Annotated in this window: 20 protein-coding genes; 10 read left to right on the forward strand and 10 right to left on the reverse strand. The window is 69.3% G+C overall.

Going from position 1 to position 17,959, the window contains the following annotated elements:
* Positions 1-136: 136 nt before the first annotated feature.
* Together ACZ6TB_RS29020 and ACZ6TB_RS29025 are read right to left on the reverse strand one after the other, a co-directional pair.
* On the reverse strand, positions 137-541 hold the full coding sequence (locus ACZ6TB_RS29020; RefSeq protein ID WP_465558964.1) for a response regulator: 405 nt from the start codon (positions 539-541) through the stop codon (positions 137-139).
* A gap of 92 nt (positions 542-633) precedes the next feature.
* Positions 634-1,866: a S8 family peptidase gene (locus tag ACZ6TB_RS29025; protein WP_465558966.1), complete on the reverse strand. Its 1,233-nt coding sequence runs from the start codon at positions 1,864-1,866 to the stop codon at positions 634-636.
* 247 nt (positions 1,867-2,113) lie between these two features.
* Here ACZ6TB_RS29025 and ACZ6TB_RS29030 point away from each other — a divergent pair, with 247 nt between their 5' ends.
* Complete coding sequence (locus ACZ6TB_RS29030) at positions 2,114-2,326, forward strand: DUF7455 domain-containing protein (protein ID WP_465558968.1); 213 nt, start codon at positions 2,114-2,116, stop codon at positions 2,324-2,326.
* Positions 2,327-2,383: 57 nt separating this feature from the next.
* Positions 2,384-4,153, forward strand: coding sequence for a sensor histidine kinase (locus ACZ6TB_RS29035; RefSeq protein ID WP_465558970.1), 1,770 nt, complete (start codon positions 2,384-2,386; stop codon positions 4,151-4,153).
* Here ACZ6TB_RS29035 and ACZ6TB_RS29040 read toward each other — a convergent pair.
* The 8 genes from ACZ6TB_RS29040 to ACZ6TB_RS29075 all read right to left on the reverse strand — a co-directional run bounded on the left by ACZ6TB_RS29040 (position 4,150) and on the right by ACZ6TB_RS29075 (position 11,170).
* Positions 4,150-5,013, reverse strand: coding sequence for an SRPBCC family protein (locus tag ACZ6TB_RS29040; RefSeq protein ID WP_465558972.1), 864 nt, complete (start codon positions 5,011-5,013; stop codon positions 4,150-4,152). The genes ACZ6TB_RS29035 and ACZ6TB_RS29040 overlap by 4 nt on opposite strands.
* Before the next feature lie 79 nt (positions 5,014-5,092).
* Positions 5,093-5,821 (reverse strand): hydrolase, encoded by a 729-nt coding sequence (locus ACZ6TB_RS29045; protein WP_465558974.1) that lies wholly within the window; start codon positions 5,819-5,821, stop codon positions 5,093-5,095.
* A 112-nt stretch (positions 5,822-5,933) separates the two neighbouring features.
* Positions 5,934-7,502, reverse strand: coding sequence for a methyl-accepting chemotaxis protein (locus ACZ6TB_RS29050; RefSeq protein WP_465558976.1), 1,569 nt, complete (start codon positions 7,500-7,502; stop codon positions 5,934-5,936).
* A gap of 105 nt (positions 7,503-7,607) precedes the next feature.
* On the reverse strand, positions 7,608-7,844 hold the full coding sequence (csrA, locus tag ACZ6TB_RS29055; protein WP_433298464.1) for a carbon storage regulator CsrA: 237 nt from the start codon (positions 7,842-7,844) through the stop codon (positions 7,608-7,610).
* 82 nt (positions 7,845-7,926) lie between these two features.
* A complete protein-coding gene (gene fliW / locus ACZ6TB_RS29060; protein WP_465558978.1) occupies positions 7,927-8,325 on the reverse strand; it encodes a flagellar assembly protein FliW in 399 nt (132 codons plus the stop codon).
* Between the two features lie 41 nt (positions 8,326-8,366).
* A complete protein-coding gene (locus ACZ6TB_RS29065; protein ID WP_465558980.1) occupies positions 8,367-9,266 on the reverse strand; it encodes a flagellin N-terminal helical domain-containing protein in 900 nt (299 codons plus the stop codon).
* Positions 9,267-9,281: 15 nt separating this feature from the next.
* Positions 9,282-10,685 (reverse strand): flagellar hook-associated protein FlgK, encoded by a 1,404-nt coding sequence (gene flgK / locus ACZ6TB_RS29070; protein ID WP_465558982.1) that lies wholly within the window; start codon positions 10,683-10,685, stop codon positions 9,282-9,284.
* Entirely contained in the window at positions 10,685-11,170 is a 486-nt protein-coding gene (locus tag ACZ6TB_RS29075) for a flagellar protein FlgN (protein ID WP_465558984.1), read from the reverse strand. Before ACZ6TB_RS29075 ends, flgK begins: the two co-directional genes overlap by 1 nt.
* Before the next feature lie 252 nt (positions 11,171-11,422).
* On the opposite strand from ACZ6TB_RS29075, the gene ACZ6TB_RS29080 reads away from it, so the two are divergent.
* The 8 genes from ACZ6TB_RS29080 to fliF all read left to right on the forward strand — a co-directional run bounded on the left by ACZ6TB_RS29080 (position 11,423) and on the right by fliF (position 17,907).
* On the forward strand, positions 11,423-12,718 hold the full coding sequence (locus ACZ6TB_RS29080) for a flagellin N-terminal helical domain-containing protein (RefSeq protein ID WP_465558986.1): 1,296 nt from the start codon (positions 11,423-11,425) through the stop codon (positions 12,716-12,718).
* Between the two features lie 120 nt (positions 12,719-12,838).
* On the forward strand, positions 12,839-14,245 hold the full coding sequence (gene fliD / locus ACZ6TB_RS29085) for a flagellar filament capping protein FliD (protein ID WP_465558988.1): 1,407 nt from the start codon (positions 12,839-12,841) through the stop codon (positions 14,243-14,245).
* Between the two features lie 52 nt (positions 14,246-14,297).
* A complete protein-coding gene (fliS, locus tag ACZ6TB_RS29090; RefSeq protein ID WP_465558989.1) occupies positions 14,298-14,672 on the forward strand; it encodes a flagellar export chaperone FliS in 375 nt (124 codons plus the stop codon).
* Between the two features lie 5 nt (positions 14,673-14,677).
* Positions 14,678-14,998, forward strand: a complete 321-nt coding sequence (locus ACZ6TB_RS29095; protein WP_465558991.1) for a hypothetical protein — start codon at positions 14,678-14,680, stop codon at positions 14,996-14,998.
* A 185-nt stretch (positions 14,999-15,183) separates the two neighbouring features.
* Positions 15,184-15,531, forward strand: coding sequence for a flagellar basal body rod protein FlgB (gene flgB, locus ACZ6TB_RS29100; RefSeq protein ID WP_465558993.1), 348 nt, complete (start codon positions 15,184-15,186; stop codon positions 15,529-15,531).
* 3 nt (positions 15,532-15,534) lie between these two features.
* Entirely contained in the window at positions 15,535-15,927 is a 393-nt protein-coding gene (locus ACZ6TB_RS29105; RefSeq protein WP_465558994.1) for a flagellar basal body rod protein FlgC, read from the forward strand.
* 11 nt (positions 15,928-15,938) lie between these two features.
* Positions 15,939-16,289 carry a flagellar hook-basal body complex protein FliE gene (gene fliE / locus ACZ6TB_RS29110; protein WP_465558996.1) on the forward strand — a complete coding sequence of 117 codons (351 nt, stop codon included), beginning with the start codon at positions 15,939-15,941 and terminating at the stop codon, positions 16,287-16,289.
* Position 16,290: 1 nt separating this feature from the next.
* Positions 16,291-17,907 carry a flagellar basal-body MS-ring/collar protein FliF gene (gene fliF, locus ACZ6TB_RS29115; protein ID WP_465558998.1) on the forward strand — a complete coding sequence of 539 codons (1,617 nt, stop codon included), beginning with the start codon at positions 16,291-16,293 and terminating at the stop codon, positions 17,905-17,907.
* Positions 17,908-17,959 lie beyond the last annotated feature (52 nt).

The raw sequence follows: 17,959 nt of genomic DNA on the forward strand, positions 1-17,959 counted from the left end.
GTGCCTCCAAGGTCGGCCGGGGCAGGTGCCGCCTTGGTATATGCACGGGAGCAGATGGGGTGCGGACGATGTGGACGGTCGCCGGGCACAAAAAAGCGCCGCCGTCAGGTGACGGCGGCGCTCTTCGGTGTGCGAACTACGGCGCGGCGCGCTCGGCGAGAACCGAGCGCAGCGCGTCGATCAGCAACTCGGTGCTGAACGGCTTCTTGACCAGCAGCGAGTCCTGCTCGATCAGGCCGTCGGCGACGGCCATCTCCTTGGGCAGGCCGGAGATGTAGACGACTCGCATGCCGGGCCGGAGCTCGGTCGCGGCCTGCGAGAGCTCCCCGCCGGAGACCCCGGGCAGGCCGAGGTCGGTGACCAGAATGTCGATCTCACCGGGGTGGTCCCGGCAGACCGCGATGGCCTGTTGGGAGTCGCCGGCGATCAGGGTCGTGAAACCGCGCCGTTCCAGCATGCGTCGCATGATGTCGCGCAGGTCCTCCTCGTCGTCGACGACGAGGACGGTGGGCCGGTTCTCCGCGTCGGGCGTCTGCGACATGGGGTCCTCCTGGGTGCGCGTCGAGGTTCCCGATTCACGCTATCGGCGCACGGTTGCACCAACCGGCCTTCGCGAAATCCCGTTGTCCCAGCTCAGTGGGCGTTGGTAGCGCTGACGCCGGTGAGGTAGCCGGTGTAGAGCAGCTTGTTCGGCGAACCGCCGCCGGGGCTGCGCACCAGGCCCGCGCCGGCGTGGCCGACCAGGTCGTCGCGGACCTGGACCGGGGTCCAGGCCGGGTGGGTCGCGAGGACCAGCGCCGCGGCGCCGGCCACGTGCGGGCTCGCCATCGAGGTGCCGCTCATCGTCTGCGTGGCCGTGTTCGACGAAGCGCCGGCCGAGACGATCCCGACACCGGGCGCGAAGAGGTCGAGGCAGGACCCGTAGTTCGAGAACGACCCGCGGGCGTCCTTGTTGTCGGTCGCGCCGACGGTGATCGCCTCATCGATGTGGGCCGGGGTCTGCTTGCACGCGTCCCGGTTGTCGTTGCCGGCCGCCACCACGTAGGTCACGCCGGCCGCGATCGACCGCTTGACCGCCTCGTCGAGGGCCTTGCTGTTGCTCGTGCTACCGCCGAGGCTCATGTTGGCGACGGCCGGCTTCGCGGCGTGCTTGGTCACCCAGTCGACGCCCGCCATGATCGACGAGTACGAGCCGCTGCCCTTGCAGTCGAGCACCCGCACCGAGACCAGCTTGACGTTCTTGGCCACGCCGTAGGTGGCGCCGCCGATCGTGCCGGCGACGTGCGTGCCGTGTCCCTTGCAGTCGTCGGCGTTCGCGTCGTCGTCCACGAAGTCCCAGCCGCTCGAGGCCCGGCCGCCGAACTCCTTGTGCGTGATCCGGATCCCGCTGTCGATGACGTACGCGGTGACGCCCGCGGCCGAGGGAGCGGTGTACGACTTCGACAGCGGCAGCGCGCGCTGGTCGATCCGGTCCAGGCCCCAGGTCGGCGTGCCGGCGGTGGCGGCGGCGGCGACGGTGGCGTCCTGCTCGACGTAGCGGACCGTGGGGTCGGCGGCGAGACGGGCGGCCTGCGGCGCGGTCATCGTGGCGTGGAAACCACGGACGGCCGCGTACGTGGTGGCGACCTTCCCGCCGTACCGCCGAAGCAGTTGATCCGACGCCGGGCCGACGCCCTCCGCGCCCGGCTCGAGCACCACGATGTAGCTGTTGGCGATCGCGTCGGCGGAGCCGGCGTCGAGGATGACGCCGGTCGGCGCCACGGGCTGAGCGGCCATGGCGGCGCCCGCGAAACCACAGAGCGTGGCCGCGGCGGCGCCGGTGAGCAGCGTGAGGCGAGTGGCGAGACGGCCGGTGTCGATGCGCAAGCTGGTGTTTCCTCTCGGTTCGCTTCGGCCTTCTCACCGGGGTGATCAGGCATGCCGAAGGCGGCTGAGGGAAATGGTGGGGTGGCCGAACTGCCGGACCGGGATCCATGACGGTGTAGCCCGGGTGCAAGGTTTCCGCCCTGCGCGGACGGCCCGGAACGCCGGGAGGAAAGAGCTAAGGCTGTGCATCGGAGGGCCGATCTACCCGCTGTACCGCTGCACACCGCCACCGAGCAAGGAGAGCGATATGACCAGCCTGCTGTCGCCCGAGATCACCACTGCTGCGTCGCTGACCGACCGCTGCGACCGATGCAGCGCGGCCGCGAAGCTGGTCGTCACCCTGACCAGTGGGGGCGAGCTGGCTTTCTGTGGCCACCACGCCAACCGTCACCGCGACGACATCGTCCGGGTCGCCGAGAGCGTCGTGCTCGAGGACGGCTTCGAGTGGGCGGGCAAGTAGCCGCTTTTACATAAAAGGCCGCGTTATGCTCATTTCCTCTTATCAGAGGGGAAATATGTGCGTATCGCGGCGCATGATGTGGGTAGGCTCTCCCGGCTGATCGCCGGGGGCGCCGGAGTCGCGGTCGCCGTCGTCGGCACCGCGACTTTGCCTCATTCGGCTTCAGGCGCGCCGCCGGCTCTCGAGCCGGCGGCCGCGCTCGTTCCGGCCGGACTCGCGCTGCTGCTGCAGGTGCTTCCGGCGGCGCCGATCGCCGGCCGGATCGTCCGCGTCCTCGCCCTGCTGCTCGCCCTGACCGCCGCCGCCGTCGGCGCCGCCGCGCTCGGCCGCCACCCGGCCGACGGCGCCGCCACGCTGCTCGCCGGGCTCGGCCTGGCCTGCCTCGATGTCCGGGTCGCCCGCACCCGCCTCCGGGTCGCCGACCCGCTGGTCGCCGGCGCCGCCATCATCGCGCTGGTGGCGCTGGTCCCCCGGATGTTCGATCCGACCTTTCCGGCCGGGCGCGGTCCCGGTGGCGTGATGGCCCCGGTCGCGGCCGGCGCGCTGCTGGCCCTCGCGCTCGGCGCCATCCTGGCCCGGCCCGAGACCGGCCCGCTGCGCACGGCCGAGACCACCGCCCGCCCGGGCACGACGGTGCGCCGGATGCTTCCCGTGCTGATCGCCGTGCCCGCCGTCGCCGCCCTGGTCAGCGCGTTCGCGGCGCGCACCGGGCTGGGCCGGCCGGCCGCCGCGATCAGCACCGGCGCGGTGCTCGCCGCGCTCACCCTGCTCGGGCTGGCCGGCTATCTCGTACGCACGCTGGACGGCGCCGACGACGCGCAGCGCCGGCTCGTCGACGAGCTGAACGACCGCCAGGAGTTCGCGGCCACCCTGCTCCAGTCGATGAACGAGGCCGTCATGGTGCTCGACGCCAACCACCGGGTGATCGACGTGAACCGGCGCTGGCGGGAGCTCACCGGGCACGGGCCGGACGAGCCGATCCGCCTCGACCCGCCACCGCTGCCGCCGGCCGGTGGGGGCGACTGGCTCATGCCGCGGGTCGACGGGACGTCGGTGCCGGTGCTCGCGACCATGGCGACCATCCCGGACGCGGAGGGCGACCCGCGGGCCTACGTGGCGACGTACGTCGACATCGCCGACCGGAAGCGGGCCGAGGACTCGCTCGGCGAGCAGAACACGTCGCTGCGCGAGGCGAACGCGCGGCTCGAGGCCGCGCTCGCCTTCAAGAACGACCTGACCTCGATGCTCACCCACGACGTGGCCCAGCCGATCAGCTCGATCGCCAGCCTCGCCGAGCTGCTCCGGGCCGACTGGGACGACCTGCCCGACGACATACGGCTCGAGCTCGCCACGAAGATCGACAAGAACACGCAGCGGCTGATCAAGATGATGAACGACCTCCAGCTGCTGTTCCGGCTGGACATGGGGTCGGTCACCGCACGGCGGGCGCCGGTGCCACTGATCGAGGTGGTGCCCCTCGACGAGGAGCTCGAGGTCGACGTCGACGACTTCGCCGTGCTGGTCGATCGCGGGCATCTGTCGGTGGTGGTGCAGAACCTGCTGAGCAACGCGTTCGCGTACGGGGACCCGCCGGTGCGGATCAGTGCCCGGCGGGTGGCCGATCAGGTCGAGCTGGTCGTGCAGGACAGCGGGCCGGGCATTCCGGAGGAGCTGGTGCCCGGCCTGTTCGGGCGATTCATGCGCGGCGCCGGCCTCGGCCTGTTCATCGTGCGGCACCTGGTCGAAGCGAACGGCGGCTCGGTCCGCTACGAGCGGGCCGAGCCGCGTGGCGCGCGCCTCATCGTGACGCTGGAGGCATCCTTCTAACGGTCGTGGGACCCGCGATCCTCTTCGTTGATCATGCCGTCGCCCCAGGTGTCCTTCGGGCTGGTGCGACCGCCCATCGGCGCGCTGCCGGCCGCGCCGCCGCTGATCGGGCCGATCTTCGCGATCCGGCGTCCCGGCGCCAGCACCTCGTCCAGGTCGTGCTCGCTGGTGATGCCGGGCGCGGTGGTGATGTCCACATTGGTGCCCATGGTCGACGCCGCGAGATCGTGCCGGGGCAGGCTCACCGTGCTGGCGTTGCTCTGCTCGGCCGCGCTCGTGCCCCAGCCCGCGCCCGGATGCGGGTTGCGGTTGCGGATGCGGGCGGCGACCGCGGCCGGGCTCGCGGCGGGGTTGTTGGCGAGGGCGGCGAGGCGCTTCGAGCTCGCGCCGGCGGTCGGGCGCTTCGGCGACGGCCGGCTGGCGACCGGCTTGGGATGACCGCCCAGCACGCCGCTCTCGACCAGGCCCTTGAACGTGGTCAGGTCTTCCTTGAGCCGCCTGGTCAGCGAGGCCTGCCCGTGCCGGTCGCTCGGCATCAGGAAGGCGATGTCCGCCTCGAGCTGCGCGACGACCTGGGTCTTGGTCTCGCCCAGCGGCCGCAGCGTGAGCGTCTCGGCGAGCAGCGGTCCCTCCATCGTGGACCACGAGACCCGCTCGTCGAGGGAGCGCTCGGTGATCTGCGCGTCGAACTCGCGGCGCTTACCGTCGACATCCATGATCCAGTGCGTCTGATCGGCGCCGATCGGGGTGACCTCGCGGACTCCGTTCATGAACCGTGGGTAGTTCTCGAACGCGGCGAGCTGCTCGTACACCGTGTGCAGCGGTGCACTCACCTCGATGGCCTGCTGAACCATACTCATCGCTTGTCTCCCATGCTCGGAAGGTAAACCCGGCATGATCGAGCGTACGGAGACGACTACTGCTCGTGTTCAGTTTCGGTCAGACGCGGCGCAGGTACTGCCAGCGGCCGACCTCGGCCGCGTACCGGGCGTCACTCGCGGGCACCAGCGTCACCTGCGCCGCGCGCAGCATCGCCGCGATCCGGGGCGACGGGCAGCGCCAGGCCTCGCTGATCTCGACGACCGTGCCGTTTTCCCGGCAGGCGGCGGCGAGCGCCTCGAGGAGGTCCGGGGTGATCGCGGCGTCGTCGAGGCCGACCTGGGCGAGCAGGCTGAGCGGGCGGGCGAGCTGGGTGGGCGCGTAGCGGGAGGCGCGCTCGAGGCCACGCACGGTGGCGGTGATCAGGCCCTCGGCGACCCGCTCGGCGGTGAGCTCACCGGTGCCGAGCATGGCGCGGAGGTCGCGGGCGTCGTAAAGCTCGCCGGCCAGCGGCAGCCGGGAGACGGCAACCGAGATGTTCTCGAGGTGGCCGAGGTCGGCGGGCAGGGCCAGCCAGCCGTCCGGCTGCACGACCTCGACCTCGGCGGCGACGCGCAGGGTCATCTCGGTGCGGCGGCGGGCGCGGCGGACGGCGTCGGCGTACGCGGACAGCCACGACGTCTCGGGCCCGACCTGGTCGGCGAAGGTGACCGCGGTGAGGCCGGCCTGGTCGGCGGCCGACACGATCACGCCGACGCTGTCCCGCCCGGCCGCGAAGCCCGTGTGCACGTGCGCGTCGATCGTCAGGTCCAGCGCGCCGCCGATCACCGATTCCAGCCCTGCGCCCACTATTGCTCCCCGGCGTCCAGTCGACGAGCTCATCCCGTCCTGACACAGAGTGCGGGTGCGGTGTTGACGACTCGGTCCGTAGGCGGTGCAGTCCGGGTGCCGCTCGCCGCCTTCAGAGACGGAACGCGCCGACGAGTCCGCGCAGGTCATCGGCCGTGCGGGCGACCTCGTCCGAGGCCTGCCGGGTCTGCTCGACGCCCTGCACCGCGGTGGCGCTCGCGGCCGCCACGTCGGAGATGTTCCCGGCGATCCGGGCCGAGCCGTTCGCCACCTCGGCGATGCTGCGGCTCATCTCGCCGGTGGTGGCCGTCTGCTGCTCGACGGCCGAGGCGATCGTGGTCTGGAAGTCGTTGATCTGCGCGATCACGTCGGAGATGCGGGAGATGACCTCGACCGCGCCGCCGGTGTCCTGCTGGATCGCGGTGACCCGGGTCCCGATGTCCTCGGTCGCCTTCGCCGTCTCCTGGGCCAGGTCCTTGACCTCGGAGGCGACCACGGCGAAGCCCTTGCCCATCTCGCCGGCGCGGGCCGCCTCGATGGTCGCGTTCAGCGCGAGCAGGTTGGTCTGCTCGGCGATCGAGGTGATCAGCTTGATCACGTTGCCGATCTCCTCGGACGAGGCGCCGAGCTGCCGGATCGTCTCGGTGGCCCGGGCCGCCTCGGCGACCGCCACGGCGGCGATCTGCGCGGCCTCGCTGGTGTTCCGGGAGATCTCCCGGATCGACAGGCCCATCTGCTCGGAGCCGGCCGCCACCGACTGCACGTTGCGGGAGATCTCCTCGGCCTCGGCCGAGGCCGACGCGGTCTGCCGGTCGGTGTCGCCGGCCGCCGCGGCGATCTGCGCCGCGACCGCGGACATCTCGCCGGCCGCGCTGGCCAGCTCGTCCGCGTCCTTGCCGATGGTCCGCAACGACTGATGGATCGACTCGAGCGCGGAGTCCAGCCCGGTGGCCATCCGGCCGACCTCGTCGCGGCTGACGATGCCGCTGCGCGCGGTGAGATCACCGGCGGCCAGCTGCTCGATCACGCGGCCGAGCCGGCGCACCGGCACGAGGATCGAACGGGCCATCGGCACCGCCAGGGCGACCAGCAGGATCAGACCGGCCGCGGCCACGCCGAGCACCGTCCAGCGGGTGGAGCGCACGGTGGCGCGCATGTCGGTCCGCTCGGTGGCGACGGCCGCGGTCACCTCGTCGACCAGGCCGCCGAGCTCGTCGTCGGTCGCGTGGTTCCGGTCGGCGATCTCGCCGAGCCGGGGCCGCACCGAGGACGCGCTCTTCTTGGCGTCGGCCGCGAACGAGGTGATGAAGTCGCTGAACGACACGAAGTCCGGGCGGTAGCCGGCGAACTTCGCGGCCAGCGCGGCGGGCAGACCGGCGGCGACCACGGCGTCGGCGGCGTCGGCGGCGTCGGTCGACGACTGCACGTCATCGGCGACGTCCTGCGTGACGTCCTGGCCGAGGGCGGCGCGGTAGGCGTCGACCTTGAGCTCGCTCTGCCGGGTGTCCAGGTGGTTGAGCGCGGCCAGGCCGGCCTCGAGGCCCGCCACGGTGGCGCTCTGCTTGCTGAGTTGTTTCTGGCTGGCCACCGTGATGAGGGCCAGGGCGGCGAGCGCGACGGCGCCGGTCACCACGATGAGCGTCAGGCGTTTGGCGATGCCGAGCTCCGCCAGTCGCGACATGTGTCCCCCTGCAACCGTTCTGCGCCACGACGGAACCCGTTCCGGTCGGCCGGGCGCGGTAGTTTTTTGCCGGTGGCCACCACGCCGGAGGGGAGGAACGGGTCCTCACTCCTCCGGCGTCTGCAGCATCTCGGACACCGCCCGGACCGCATCTTCGGTGGGCGAGGCCGCCTCGCGGTTGGCCGCCTGCAATTCCCGGAACACTTCCTCACGATGGACCTGCACGTCGCGCGGGGCCTGGATGCCCAGTCGGATGACATCGCCGCGAGCCTCGAGCACGGTGATGATCACGTCATTGCCGATCATCACGCTCTCGCCGGCCCGCCGGGTCAGCACAAGCATCCGGTGCCCTCCTCCATCCGTGGACGGACAGCATCGCGAGGGGCGCGGTCGTAACCATCCCGGCCGCGCCGGCGACGAGACGTCAGTAGGTCCGGTGCATGATCGCGCGGACCGGGTACCCGGAGCCGCTGAGCACGACCTGCATGGCCCGCATGGTGTCCCGGTCGAGAACGATCGGCGCCATCAGGTTGGCCGTGGTCTCGTCGACGCCGGCGGTGATGACCGTCATGAGCAGCAGACGGTCGGGGTCCGACGTGTTCAGCGCCGCGAAGACCTCGTCCTCGATCTCCGGGGCGTAGTCCGGGAAGAACGGCTCCGGCGGGGCCACCAGGAACCGGAGCTCCGGGTCCTGGATGGACGTGAAGGCGTAGAGCAGTCCGTCTTCGTTGAGCCGCACCAGGACGAACTCCCGATGTGCCGGGAACCCCGGCATCGGTACCGCCATCGAGATGGTCGGCAGACCCAGCGACGGGTCGATCATGGTGGCCTCAATCGGTCGGGACGCGGTGCGAGTACTCATGGTCACCTCAGGAAATCGATGAGCGAGGGCTGGATCACCTTGGCCGTGGCGGCCAGGGCGGCCTGGTACGAGGTCTGCTGGATCTGCAGTTCCATGATCGCCTTGGGCAGGTCGACATCCTCGATGTCCGACAACTGCGACGACACGGATAACAGATGGTCGTCCGCGGACTGCTTCATCTGTTCAACTCGATTATATCGGGCGCCTACGTCCGAAAGGGCGGATTTTAGTAAATCGTGGGCGCTATCGAGATTTTGTAGGCTTGTGTTCAGGCCCGTGTCGTCCCCGTCCCGAATGTTCTTCGAGAGGGTGGAAAGCACGTTGAACAGCTCGGTGTCGCTGCCCTTCGCGCCGAACGCCTCGGGCCCGGTGGTCTCGATCCGCACCTTGGCGTTGGGGCCGACCGTCCTGGTCGTCGGGTCGTCGTTGCCGACGTACGCGCCGGTGTCGTCATAGGCGACGCCGCCGGGAGTGGTTCCGCCGAACACCGGCCGGTTCATGTACTTGGAATTGGCCTCGCCGATCAGCGACGAGCGGATGTTGTCGATCTCGACCGCCAGCGCCTCCCGGGACGCCTGGTCGTTGTCGCCCGTGCTGAGCGCCTGCACGGTCAGATCGCGTACGCGAATGACCTGGCTGGACGCGTCCCCGAGCTTGTCCTGAATGGTCCCGAGCCAGCCCAGGCCGTCGTCGGCGTTCCGTCCGTACTGCTGCGTGGCCCGCACCTCGCCGCGCAGCTGGAGCGAGGTGACCGTGCCGGTCGGCGAGTCCGACGGCCGGCTCAGAAGCTTGCCGCTGGAGATCTGCGACTGGATCTTCTGACCGCGCGCCATCGAGCGTTGCAGATCGCCCAGCGCCTTGGTGTGCATGCTGGTCTCGGTGACCCTGCTGGGAATCGTCATGTGTCAGTCCCCCCGTTACCGGCCGACCATGCCCGTGCGGTTGATCAGCTGATCGAGCATCGAGTCGATCGTGGTGAGCACGCGCGAGGCCGCCTCGTAGCCGCGCTGGTAGGTCAGCAGGTGGGTCATCTCCTCGTCGAGGTTGACGCCCGACTCGGCGTCGCGAGAGGTGTCCACCTGATCCCGTACCGCGTCCTGGATCTCGCTGCGCCGCGACACCGCCTGAGCGGCGACGCCGAGCTGGCCGATCATGTTCTGGTAGGTGGCGTCCGGCCCGCCGGCCGAGGAGCCGATGTCGACGAGCTCGTCCGCGACACCGTGGTCCAGCCTCGGCGTGGTCGGGTCGAGCGGGTTGCCCTTGGAGAAAGCCACCTGGCTCGGGTCGGTCAGCTTCACCGCGATGGTCCCGGCGGTGGTGCCGGTGAAGAAGTCGCCGCCCGGCGTGCCGTCCTGCGTGAAGCCGCCGGCCTGCGCCTTGTTGACCGTGTCGGCGATGCTCTTGGCGACCGTGTCGAGGCCCGCGGCGATACCCGGGATGACGTTGTTCATCGTGTCGAGCATCGCGCCCATGGTGCCGCCGGCGGACGCGTTGAGCCCGGTGTCCGTCCACTGGAGAGCGACCTTGTCGGTCGCGCTGATGCCGTCGAGCGTCGGCGGGCCGGCGAGCTTGAGCGAGCGCGCGTTGAAGCCCTCGACCAGGGCGGCGCTTCCGACGTACACGTTGACCGCGCCGTTCTTGGTGGTCTGCGCGGTCGCGCCGACCAGCTCGGACAGCTGCATGACCTTGGTGTCGCGCTGGTCCTGGAGCTCGTTGGCGGGCAGGCCGGCCTGCTGCGCGATGACGATCTGGTTGTTCATGTCGGCGATCGAGCTCGCCATCGTGTTGACCTGGTCGACGAAGCCGGACATCTGGCCGTTCTGGGCCTGGAACTGGTTGGCCAGCGCGGTGTGGGTGTCGTTCAGCGAGATCGCGACCGTCTTGCTGCGCTCGATCAGCGTCGACCGGGTGGACGAGTCCTGCCAGTTGTTGGCGACGTCGTTCCACGAGTCCCACATGTCGTGCAGCCGGGCCTGGATCGCGGTGTCGCTCGGCTCGGCGAGGACGCTCTCGATCTGGTCGTACGAGCCCTTCTGGCTGGCCAGGAAGGCCGAGTTCGCGTGCTCGGTCCGGCCGCGCTCGTCGAGGTACACGTTGCGTCCGCGCTCGACCTCGGCGACCGAGACGCCGGTGCCGATCTGCTCGGTCGTGGAGTAGACGCCGGGGTTGAGACTGCCGCTCTGCGCCTGCATCCGGACCCGCTGCCGGGTGTAGCCCTCGGTGTTCGCGTTCGCGATGTTCTGCCCGGTGACGTCCAGGCCCCGACGCTGCGCGTAGAGCGAGGTGAGCGCGGTGTTGATACCGCCGAATGTGCTAGCCATCAGATCGCCTCATCAACCAGGTTCGAGCGGCGGACGGCGCCGGAAACGGTCTGGCCCTGCGGTCCGTACGTTTCCACAGTTTCGGCGAACGCGAGCATGGTTTCGCGTGCTGCGCGCTGGCCGGCCGTGAGCAGGTCGCGGTTCACGTCGGCGAGCGCGCCGATCTCGGAGGTCAGCGTCAGGAACGCCTTGCGGTGCTGGTGGAGGAGGTCCGCCCAGGGCGGAGGCGCCGCGTCGGCCAGCTCGCCGAGGGAAGCCTCCGGGTTGAGCCCGAGCTCGACGGCGACGTCCTGCGAGTAGGCGGCGCGGATGACCTCGGTCTGCCGGATCTGGTCCAGCACCACCTCGACCTCACGGGTGGCGTGGCTGAGCCAGCGTGAGCGATTGGACGCGAGGAGCAGCTGCTCCTCCTCAAGCTTGAACAGCAGCATCTCCAGCAGCTCACGTGATCGCCACAGGACGCTGGCCAGGTCGGTCAGGCTCACCCTGGTCCTCCGTCTCGGGTGCCGGGCGTGCCCCCACGACATGCCCGCTCATTCGGACAGGTCGGCACGCCCGCCGCTTCACTGAGGAATTTTCGCTGATATGGCTATCCCGGGCTTTCTTCCGGTTTGCCGGAAAAGGGCGAAGAAATTTCGGAGACTGCTCATGACCGTCGGCGCCACGCCGATCGGACCCGGCGTATCGCCACGGCTCACGGATGGGCCGGATAGACCCCACTCAAGGAGGAAAACCCCATGGGTCTCCGCATCAACCAGAACATCGCCGCGCAGAACGCCTACCGGAATCTGTCGGTCACCGACAGCCAGATGTCGAAGTCCCTGGAGAAGCTGTCCAGCGGTTTCCGCATCAACCGGGCGGCCGACGACGCGGCCGGCCTCTCGATCTCCGAGGGCCTGCGTTCGCAGATCGGCGGTCTCAAGGTCGCCGTGCGCAACACCCAGGACGGCGTCAGCGTCGCGCAGACCGCTGAGGGTTCGCTCAACGAGGTCACCTCGATCCTCCAGCGCATGCGTGACCTGTCGGTGCAGGCCTCGAACTCGGGTGCGACCGACTCCGACGCGGCCGCCGCCGCGAACAAGGAGATGACGCAGCTCAACGCCGAGCTCGACCGGATCGGCAGCACCACCGCGTTCGGCAAGCAGAAGCTGCTCGACGGCAGCTTCGGCGCCACCAAGCAGACCGTCGTCGGCGCCGGCAACAAGATCGCGGCGACCACGGCCGGCGCCGCGGCCAGCGCGTCGAGCCTCGCGACCGGTGCGAGCGGCACCTACACCTTCACCCTGGAGAAGGTCGGCGGCAGCGCCACGGCGCCCGACGGCACCAACATCGCGTCCGGCGGCTCGCCGATCACGGTTACGGTCACCAAGCCACCCGCGACCGCCTCGCCGCAGGACATCGCCAAGTCGATCAACGACGGCCTGCAGACCGCGCTGAAGGCGAAGGGCTACCAGGGCAACGAGATCTCGGTGTCCGCGAAGGTCGACGCCAGCAACGTCACCACGTTCCAGATGAAGGGCGCGGGCGACTTCACGGTCACCAACGACACCGTCCTCGGTGCCGCGGCCGTCGTCGACCTCACGACCGGCGCCAACACCGGCGGCCTGGGCATGGACCTGACCACGGCCCTCACCTCCACCAACGGCAACAAGGGCGCGTTCCAGGTCGGCTCGAACGCCAACCAGAAGATCAACATCGCGATCGGCGCCGTCGACTCGCAGAGCCTGGGCACCGCGGCGCTGAACCTGAGCACGGACCCGGACAGCGCCATCACCACGATCGACAAGGCGCTCCAGTCGGTCTCCGACTCGCGTGCCGCGCTCGGTGCGTACCAGAACCGCTTCGAGCACACCATCAACAACCTCAACGTGGCGGTGGAGAACCTGTCCGCGTCGGAGTCGCGTATCCGTGACACCGACATGGCGCAGGAGATGGTGTCCTACACCCGGGCGCAGATCCTGACCCAGGCCGGCACCTCGATGCTGTCGCAGGCGAACCAGTCGGCGCAGAACGTTCTGTCGCTGCTTCGCTAACCGAACTGCCACCGGCTAAAACTGAATACGTACCGCTCACGACCGAATAGGTGGGGGTAGCTGGCAGACGGCGCCGGCTATCCCCACTTTCGCGTTTTCGCGTACCGAAAGGCAGGCCACGTGACCAGCTCAGTTGACGGCCTCGTCAGCGGCCTCAGCACCTCCAGCGTGATCAGCCAGCTGATGACGGTCGAGGCGGCCCCGCAGGACCGGCTGAAGACCAAGGTGTCGACGGCGCAGACCGCCGTGGCCTCGTACCGGTCCGTGAACTCGAAGATCCAGACATTCAAGGGCGCCGGCGACACGCTGAGCCAGCTACCCACCTGGCGCGCCATCAAGGCGACCTCGAGCTCGGCCAACGTCACGGCGAGCACGTCGAGCAACATCAACGCCGCCACCGGCAGCCTCACCTTCAACGTGACCTCGCTGGCGAGCAAGCAGTTCACGACCATGAAGGTGACCACCACGGCGGACACCGACGCCGACGGCGCCGTCGACGACCCGGCGCCGCTGAGCGTGCCGGACGCGCTCTCGGTCGACCTCGGCACGTACGACGCGGACGGCAACTTCACGCTCACCAAGACCGTCCCGGTCGACATCCACGCCGACAAGTCGGCGGCCGGCATCGCGAAGGCGCTCAACTTGGCGGGCGTCGGCATCTCGGCGTACGTGACGAAGACCGGTGACACCGAGGGCGTGCTGCAGATGAGCAGCACCAAGACCGGCGGCGCGGCCGGGTTCGTGATCCACGGCCTCGACGGCGCGGGCGTCGGCGGCGACTCGCCGGCCACCACGTACCCCAAGGACGCCGTGCTCGCCGTCCAGGGTGGCAACAACACCTCGTACAGCGTCAGCAGCAGCACCAACACCTTCACCGGCCTGATGGCCGGCGTGACCCTCACGGTCGCGAAGAAGGAGGACAACGTCCAGATCGACGTCTCCAACAACGTGGACTCGATCGCCGACCAGTTCCAGGCGATGGTGGACGCGGCCAACGCGTCGCTCGACGAGATCAGCAAGCAGACCGCGTACGACGCATCGACCAAGAAGGGCTCGCCGCTCACCGGCGACTTCGCGGTCCGCGACATGTCGCAGAGGATCCTGAGCTCGATCAGCCTCGGCGTCGACTGGTCGGTCGAGAAGAAGGCCGGCACCGACGTAACCGGGAAGATCCAGACGCTCAAGGAACTCGGCATCCAGCTCGACGACACCGGCCGGCTGACCTTCAACCGGAGCGACTTCCTCGACTCGTACAGCAAGGACCCGGCCCGCACCCAGGAAGCCGGCATCAAGTTCGGCGACACCATGGAGGCGCTCGGCACCTCCATGGCGAAGAACGTCACCTCGATCGTCCTCAACCGCAACAACGAGATCGACAGCCTCAACGACCAGATCAGCAACTGGGATGTCCGGCTCGCGGCGAAGCGGGAGGCGCTCCAGAAGCAGTACTCCGACCTCGAGGTCGCGCTCGGCAAGCTCAAGGACCAGTCGAGCTGGCTCTCCGGTCAGCTCGCCGGCCTCTCCTGACCCGTCCGTCCCTTCCGTCCCTGACGCCCCAGGGCCTTGACCGAGGAGCACGATGACCTCTCCGCGTGACCGATACCTTCAGGACTCGATCAACACCGCGTCGCCGGCCAAACTGCTGATCATGCTGTACGACCGCCTCGTCCTCGATCTCATGAAGGCCGAGGAGGCGCTCGCCGCCAACCAGCGCGAGGAGTCGCACGAGCGGCTGACCCACGCCCAGGAGATCGTGCTCGAGCTGCGCACCAGCCTGGACGTCGACGCCTGGTCCGGCGCCCCGGCGCTGGCGAACCTGTACGGCTGGATGCTCACCGAGCTGATCGGGGCGAACATCGCCCGGGACACCGACCGGGTGGCCGCCGTCCGGGGTCTGGTCGAGCCGCTGCGGGACACGTGGCGAGAGGCGGCCGCCGCGGCGGTCGCCGGTTGATCCTCATGACCGAACAGTGGCGGGGCGCCTGGATGGCCGCACTGGACGAGCTCGAGCTGGACGTCGTCCGGATCGAGACGATGCTGGCCGACGAGCGCCGGAACGCGGAGACGCCGCCGGCCGACCTGTGGAAGCCGCCGACCGAGCTCGGCGCGCTGCCGCTAGAGCTCAAGCCGCGGGCCGACGAGATCCTGACCCGGCAGCTCAAGGCGGCCCAGGAGATCGCCCGGCGACTCACCTCGAACCGCCGCCAGCAGGTCATCACGGCCCGGATCGAGACCGGCGAGGCGGTCAAACGCCCCGTCTACGTCGATCGCGCCATGTAGTCGCCCCGCCGAACGTCCCGGAGCCCCCACGCGGGGTTCCGGGACGTTTTTGCGTGCAACCTCGCGGCAACCGTTACCGGCTCAGCGGATCGGCGGTCAGGCCGAACTGCATGGTACGAGCACGGATTGCTCAGAGGAAAAGCCAAGGATCGGCGCCCCTGGACGACACCATCCAAGGAGCAGCTGTGTTTGACGATCTCTCCACCTCCTCCCTCCGCGTCGCCGCCTCGGGTCTCGCCGCCCGGCAGAGCGCCATCGCCAACAACATCGCGAACATCGAAACCCCCGGCTACCGGGCCCGTAAGGTGGAATTCGAGCAGGCGCTGCAGGGCGCCATCGCCCACGGCGACTCGCCGGCTTCGGTCAGCCCGAGCATGCAGACCTCGCTGGAGCCCACCCGGCTCAACGGCAGCAACGTCAACCTCGACGAGGAGACGCTGTCGCACATCGACACCACGATGCGCTACCAGCTGACGATGCGCGCTCTGGACAGCAAGTACGGCATGCTGCGCGACGCCATCAAGGGGGCCTGATAAATGAGCACGTTCAACGCGATCGGGGTCGCCGGCACCGGCGTCACGGTCTACCGCAAGTGGCTCGACGCGGTGTCCGACAACATCGCGAACATCGACAACGTCAGCCGTACGTCCGAGAAGGCCTTCCAGGCGCGCTACGTCGTGGCCCAGGAGGCGTCGGACGGCAACGGCGCCCAGGTCGGCGGGGTCGCCTTGGGCAGCGCCCAGGGCATCGTGACCTACGACCCGGACAACCCGCTGGCCGACAGCAAGGGCTACATCCGCCGGCCGGACATCGACCTCGGCGGCCAGATGGCCCAGATGATGATGGCTCAGCGCGCCTACCAGGCCAACCTGTCGGTCGTCGACCGCGCCAAGGAGTCCTACACCGCGGCGATCAACCTCGGAAAGTGAGGCGTTCGTAGATGACTTCCCCGATCAGCGCCCTCAGCGGAATCTCCTCGATCGGCGGGGTGGACGCGCTCAAGGGCGTCAACGGCCTCAGCGGCCTCGACAACCTCGCCGCCACCGGCACGGACGCCGCGCAGGGCCCGAACGCGGACTTCACGAGCATGCTCTCCAAGGGACTGGAAAGCGTGCAGGCCTCGCAGAGCAAGGCCGACGATCTCGCCGTCAAGGCCGCCGACGGGACGCTCCAGGACCCGGCGCAGTACACGATGGCCGCCAACGAGGCCTCCCTCGGCCTCCAGCTCACCCTCGCCATTCGCAACAAGGCCGTCGAAGCCTTCCAGGAAATCATGAGGATGCAGGCCTGACATGACGGACCGCCTTCCCGCTCCGGTTCGCCGCATCACGGACACCTTCCGGTCCTTCTCGCCGGGCCAGAAGGCCGTCACGATCGCGGCGGTGATCGCTCTCGTCGTCGGTGGCTACTTCTTCGCCACCTGGGCTTCGAAGCCGACGTACGCGATCCTGTTCAACAACCTGTCGACCAAGGACGCCAGCGCGATCGTGCAGTCCTTGCAGAAGTCCGGCACGAGTTACGAACTGGCCAACGACGGGCAGACCGTCCTGGTCCCCCAGGACCAGGTGAACGACCTGCGGCTGTCGTTGAGCGGTCAGGGCCTGCCCGGCGACGCCGGCACCGGCTATGCGCTGCTCGACCAGCAGGGCATCACGACCAGCGACTTCATGCAGCACACGAACTACCAGAGGGCTCTGGAAGGCGAGCTCTCCAACACCATCAAATCCATCGACGGCGTCGAGGCGGCCACCGTGCACCTCGTCATCCCGCAGAAGGACGTCTTCTCCGACGACCAGGACCAGCCGACGGCATCGGTGCTCGTGGCGTCGAAGCAGACCCAGCCGCTCAGCAGCAACCAGGTGCAGGCGATCGTGCACCTCGTCGCGTCCAGCGTCGAGGGCCTCGATCCGACCGAGGTCACCGTGGCCGGCGCGGACGGCAAGATACTTTCCACCGGTGGCGGCGCGGCCGTCGGCACCGGTGGGGACAGCGGCAACGAGTCACAGACGGTCGCGTTCCAGAATCGGATGAACACCTCGCTGCAGAACATGCTGGACAGCGTGGTCGGTCCCGGGCACGCGGTCGTCACGACCACCGCCGAGCTGGACTTCGACCAGACGCAGACGACCAGCAAGTCGTACAACGCCGACCCCTCGCTGCCCGCCCTCTCGGAGAGCAACAGCCGTGAGGCGTACAACGGCGCCGGCAACTGCGCCGGCGGCGTCCTCGGCCCGGACAACGTCTCCGGCCCCGGTTGCACCACCGGCACCACGGGCACCGGCCAGTACGAGAACAGCAACTCGGTCAAGAACAACGCCATCAACGAGACCAACGAGGTCCGCAAGAGCGCGCCGGGCAGCATCAAGAAGCTCAACGTCGCGGTCCTGCTGGACAGCACCACGGCCGGCACCGTCGACCCGGCGCAGGTGCAGCAGCTGGTCAGCGCGGCGGCCGGCATCGACTCGACCCGCGGCGACACCATCGCGGTCAGCGCCATGCCGTTCGACACCAGCGCCGCTCAGGCGGCACAGAGCGCCCTGAAAGCCGCGACCGTGGCCGACCAGTCGGCCAAGCAGATGTCGCTGATCAAGACCGGCGCGCTCGGCTTCGTCGTCCTCGCGCTGATCTTCCTGGCCTGGCGGGCCAGCCGCCGGTCGAAGAAGCGCAAGTCGCTGAGCCCCGAGGAGCGCAAGCACCTCGAGGACATGCAGGCCGCGCTCGAGCAGCAGCGCCTCCAGGAGCTGAACCAGGCGATCCCGGCGCAGATGCTCGAGGCCGCCCCGGAGTCCTTCGCCGACAACGAGGCGCGCGAGGAGCGCGTCCGCGAGATCGAGCAGATGGTCAAGGACCAGCCCGACGAGATGGCCGTGCTGTTGCGCGGCTGGCTCGCCGCCGACTCGACGCACTGAGGCCAGACGGGCGACCGGCTTTTTGCCGGCCGCCCGTTTTGCTGCGCTTCGC

It is taken from the genome of Actinoplanes sp. NPDC051537 (assembly GCF_055586105.1).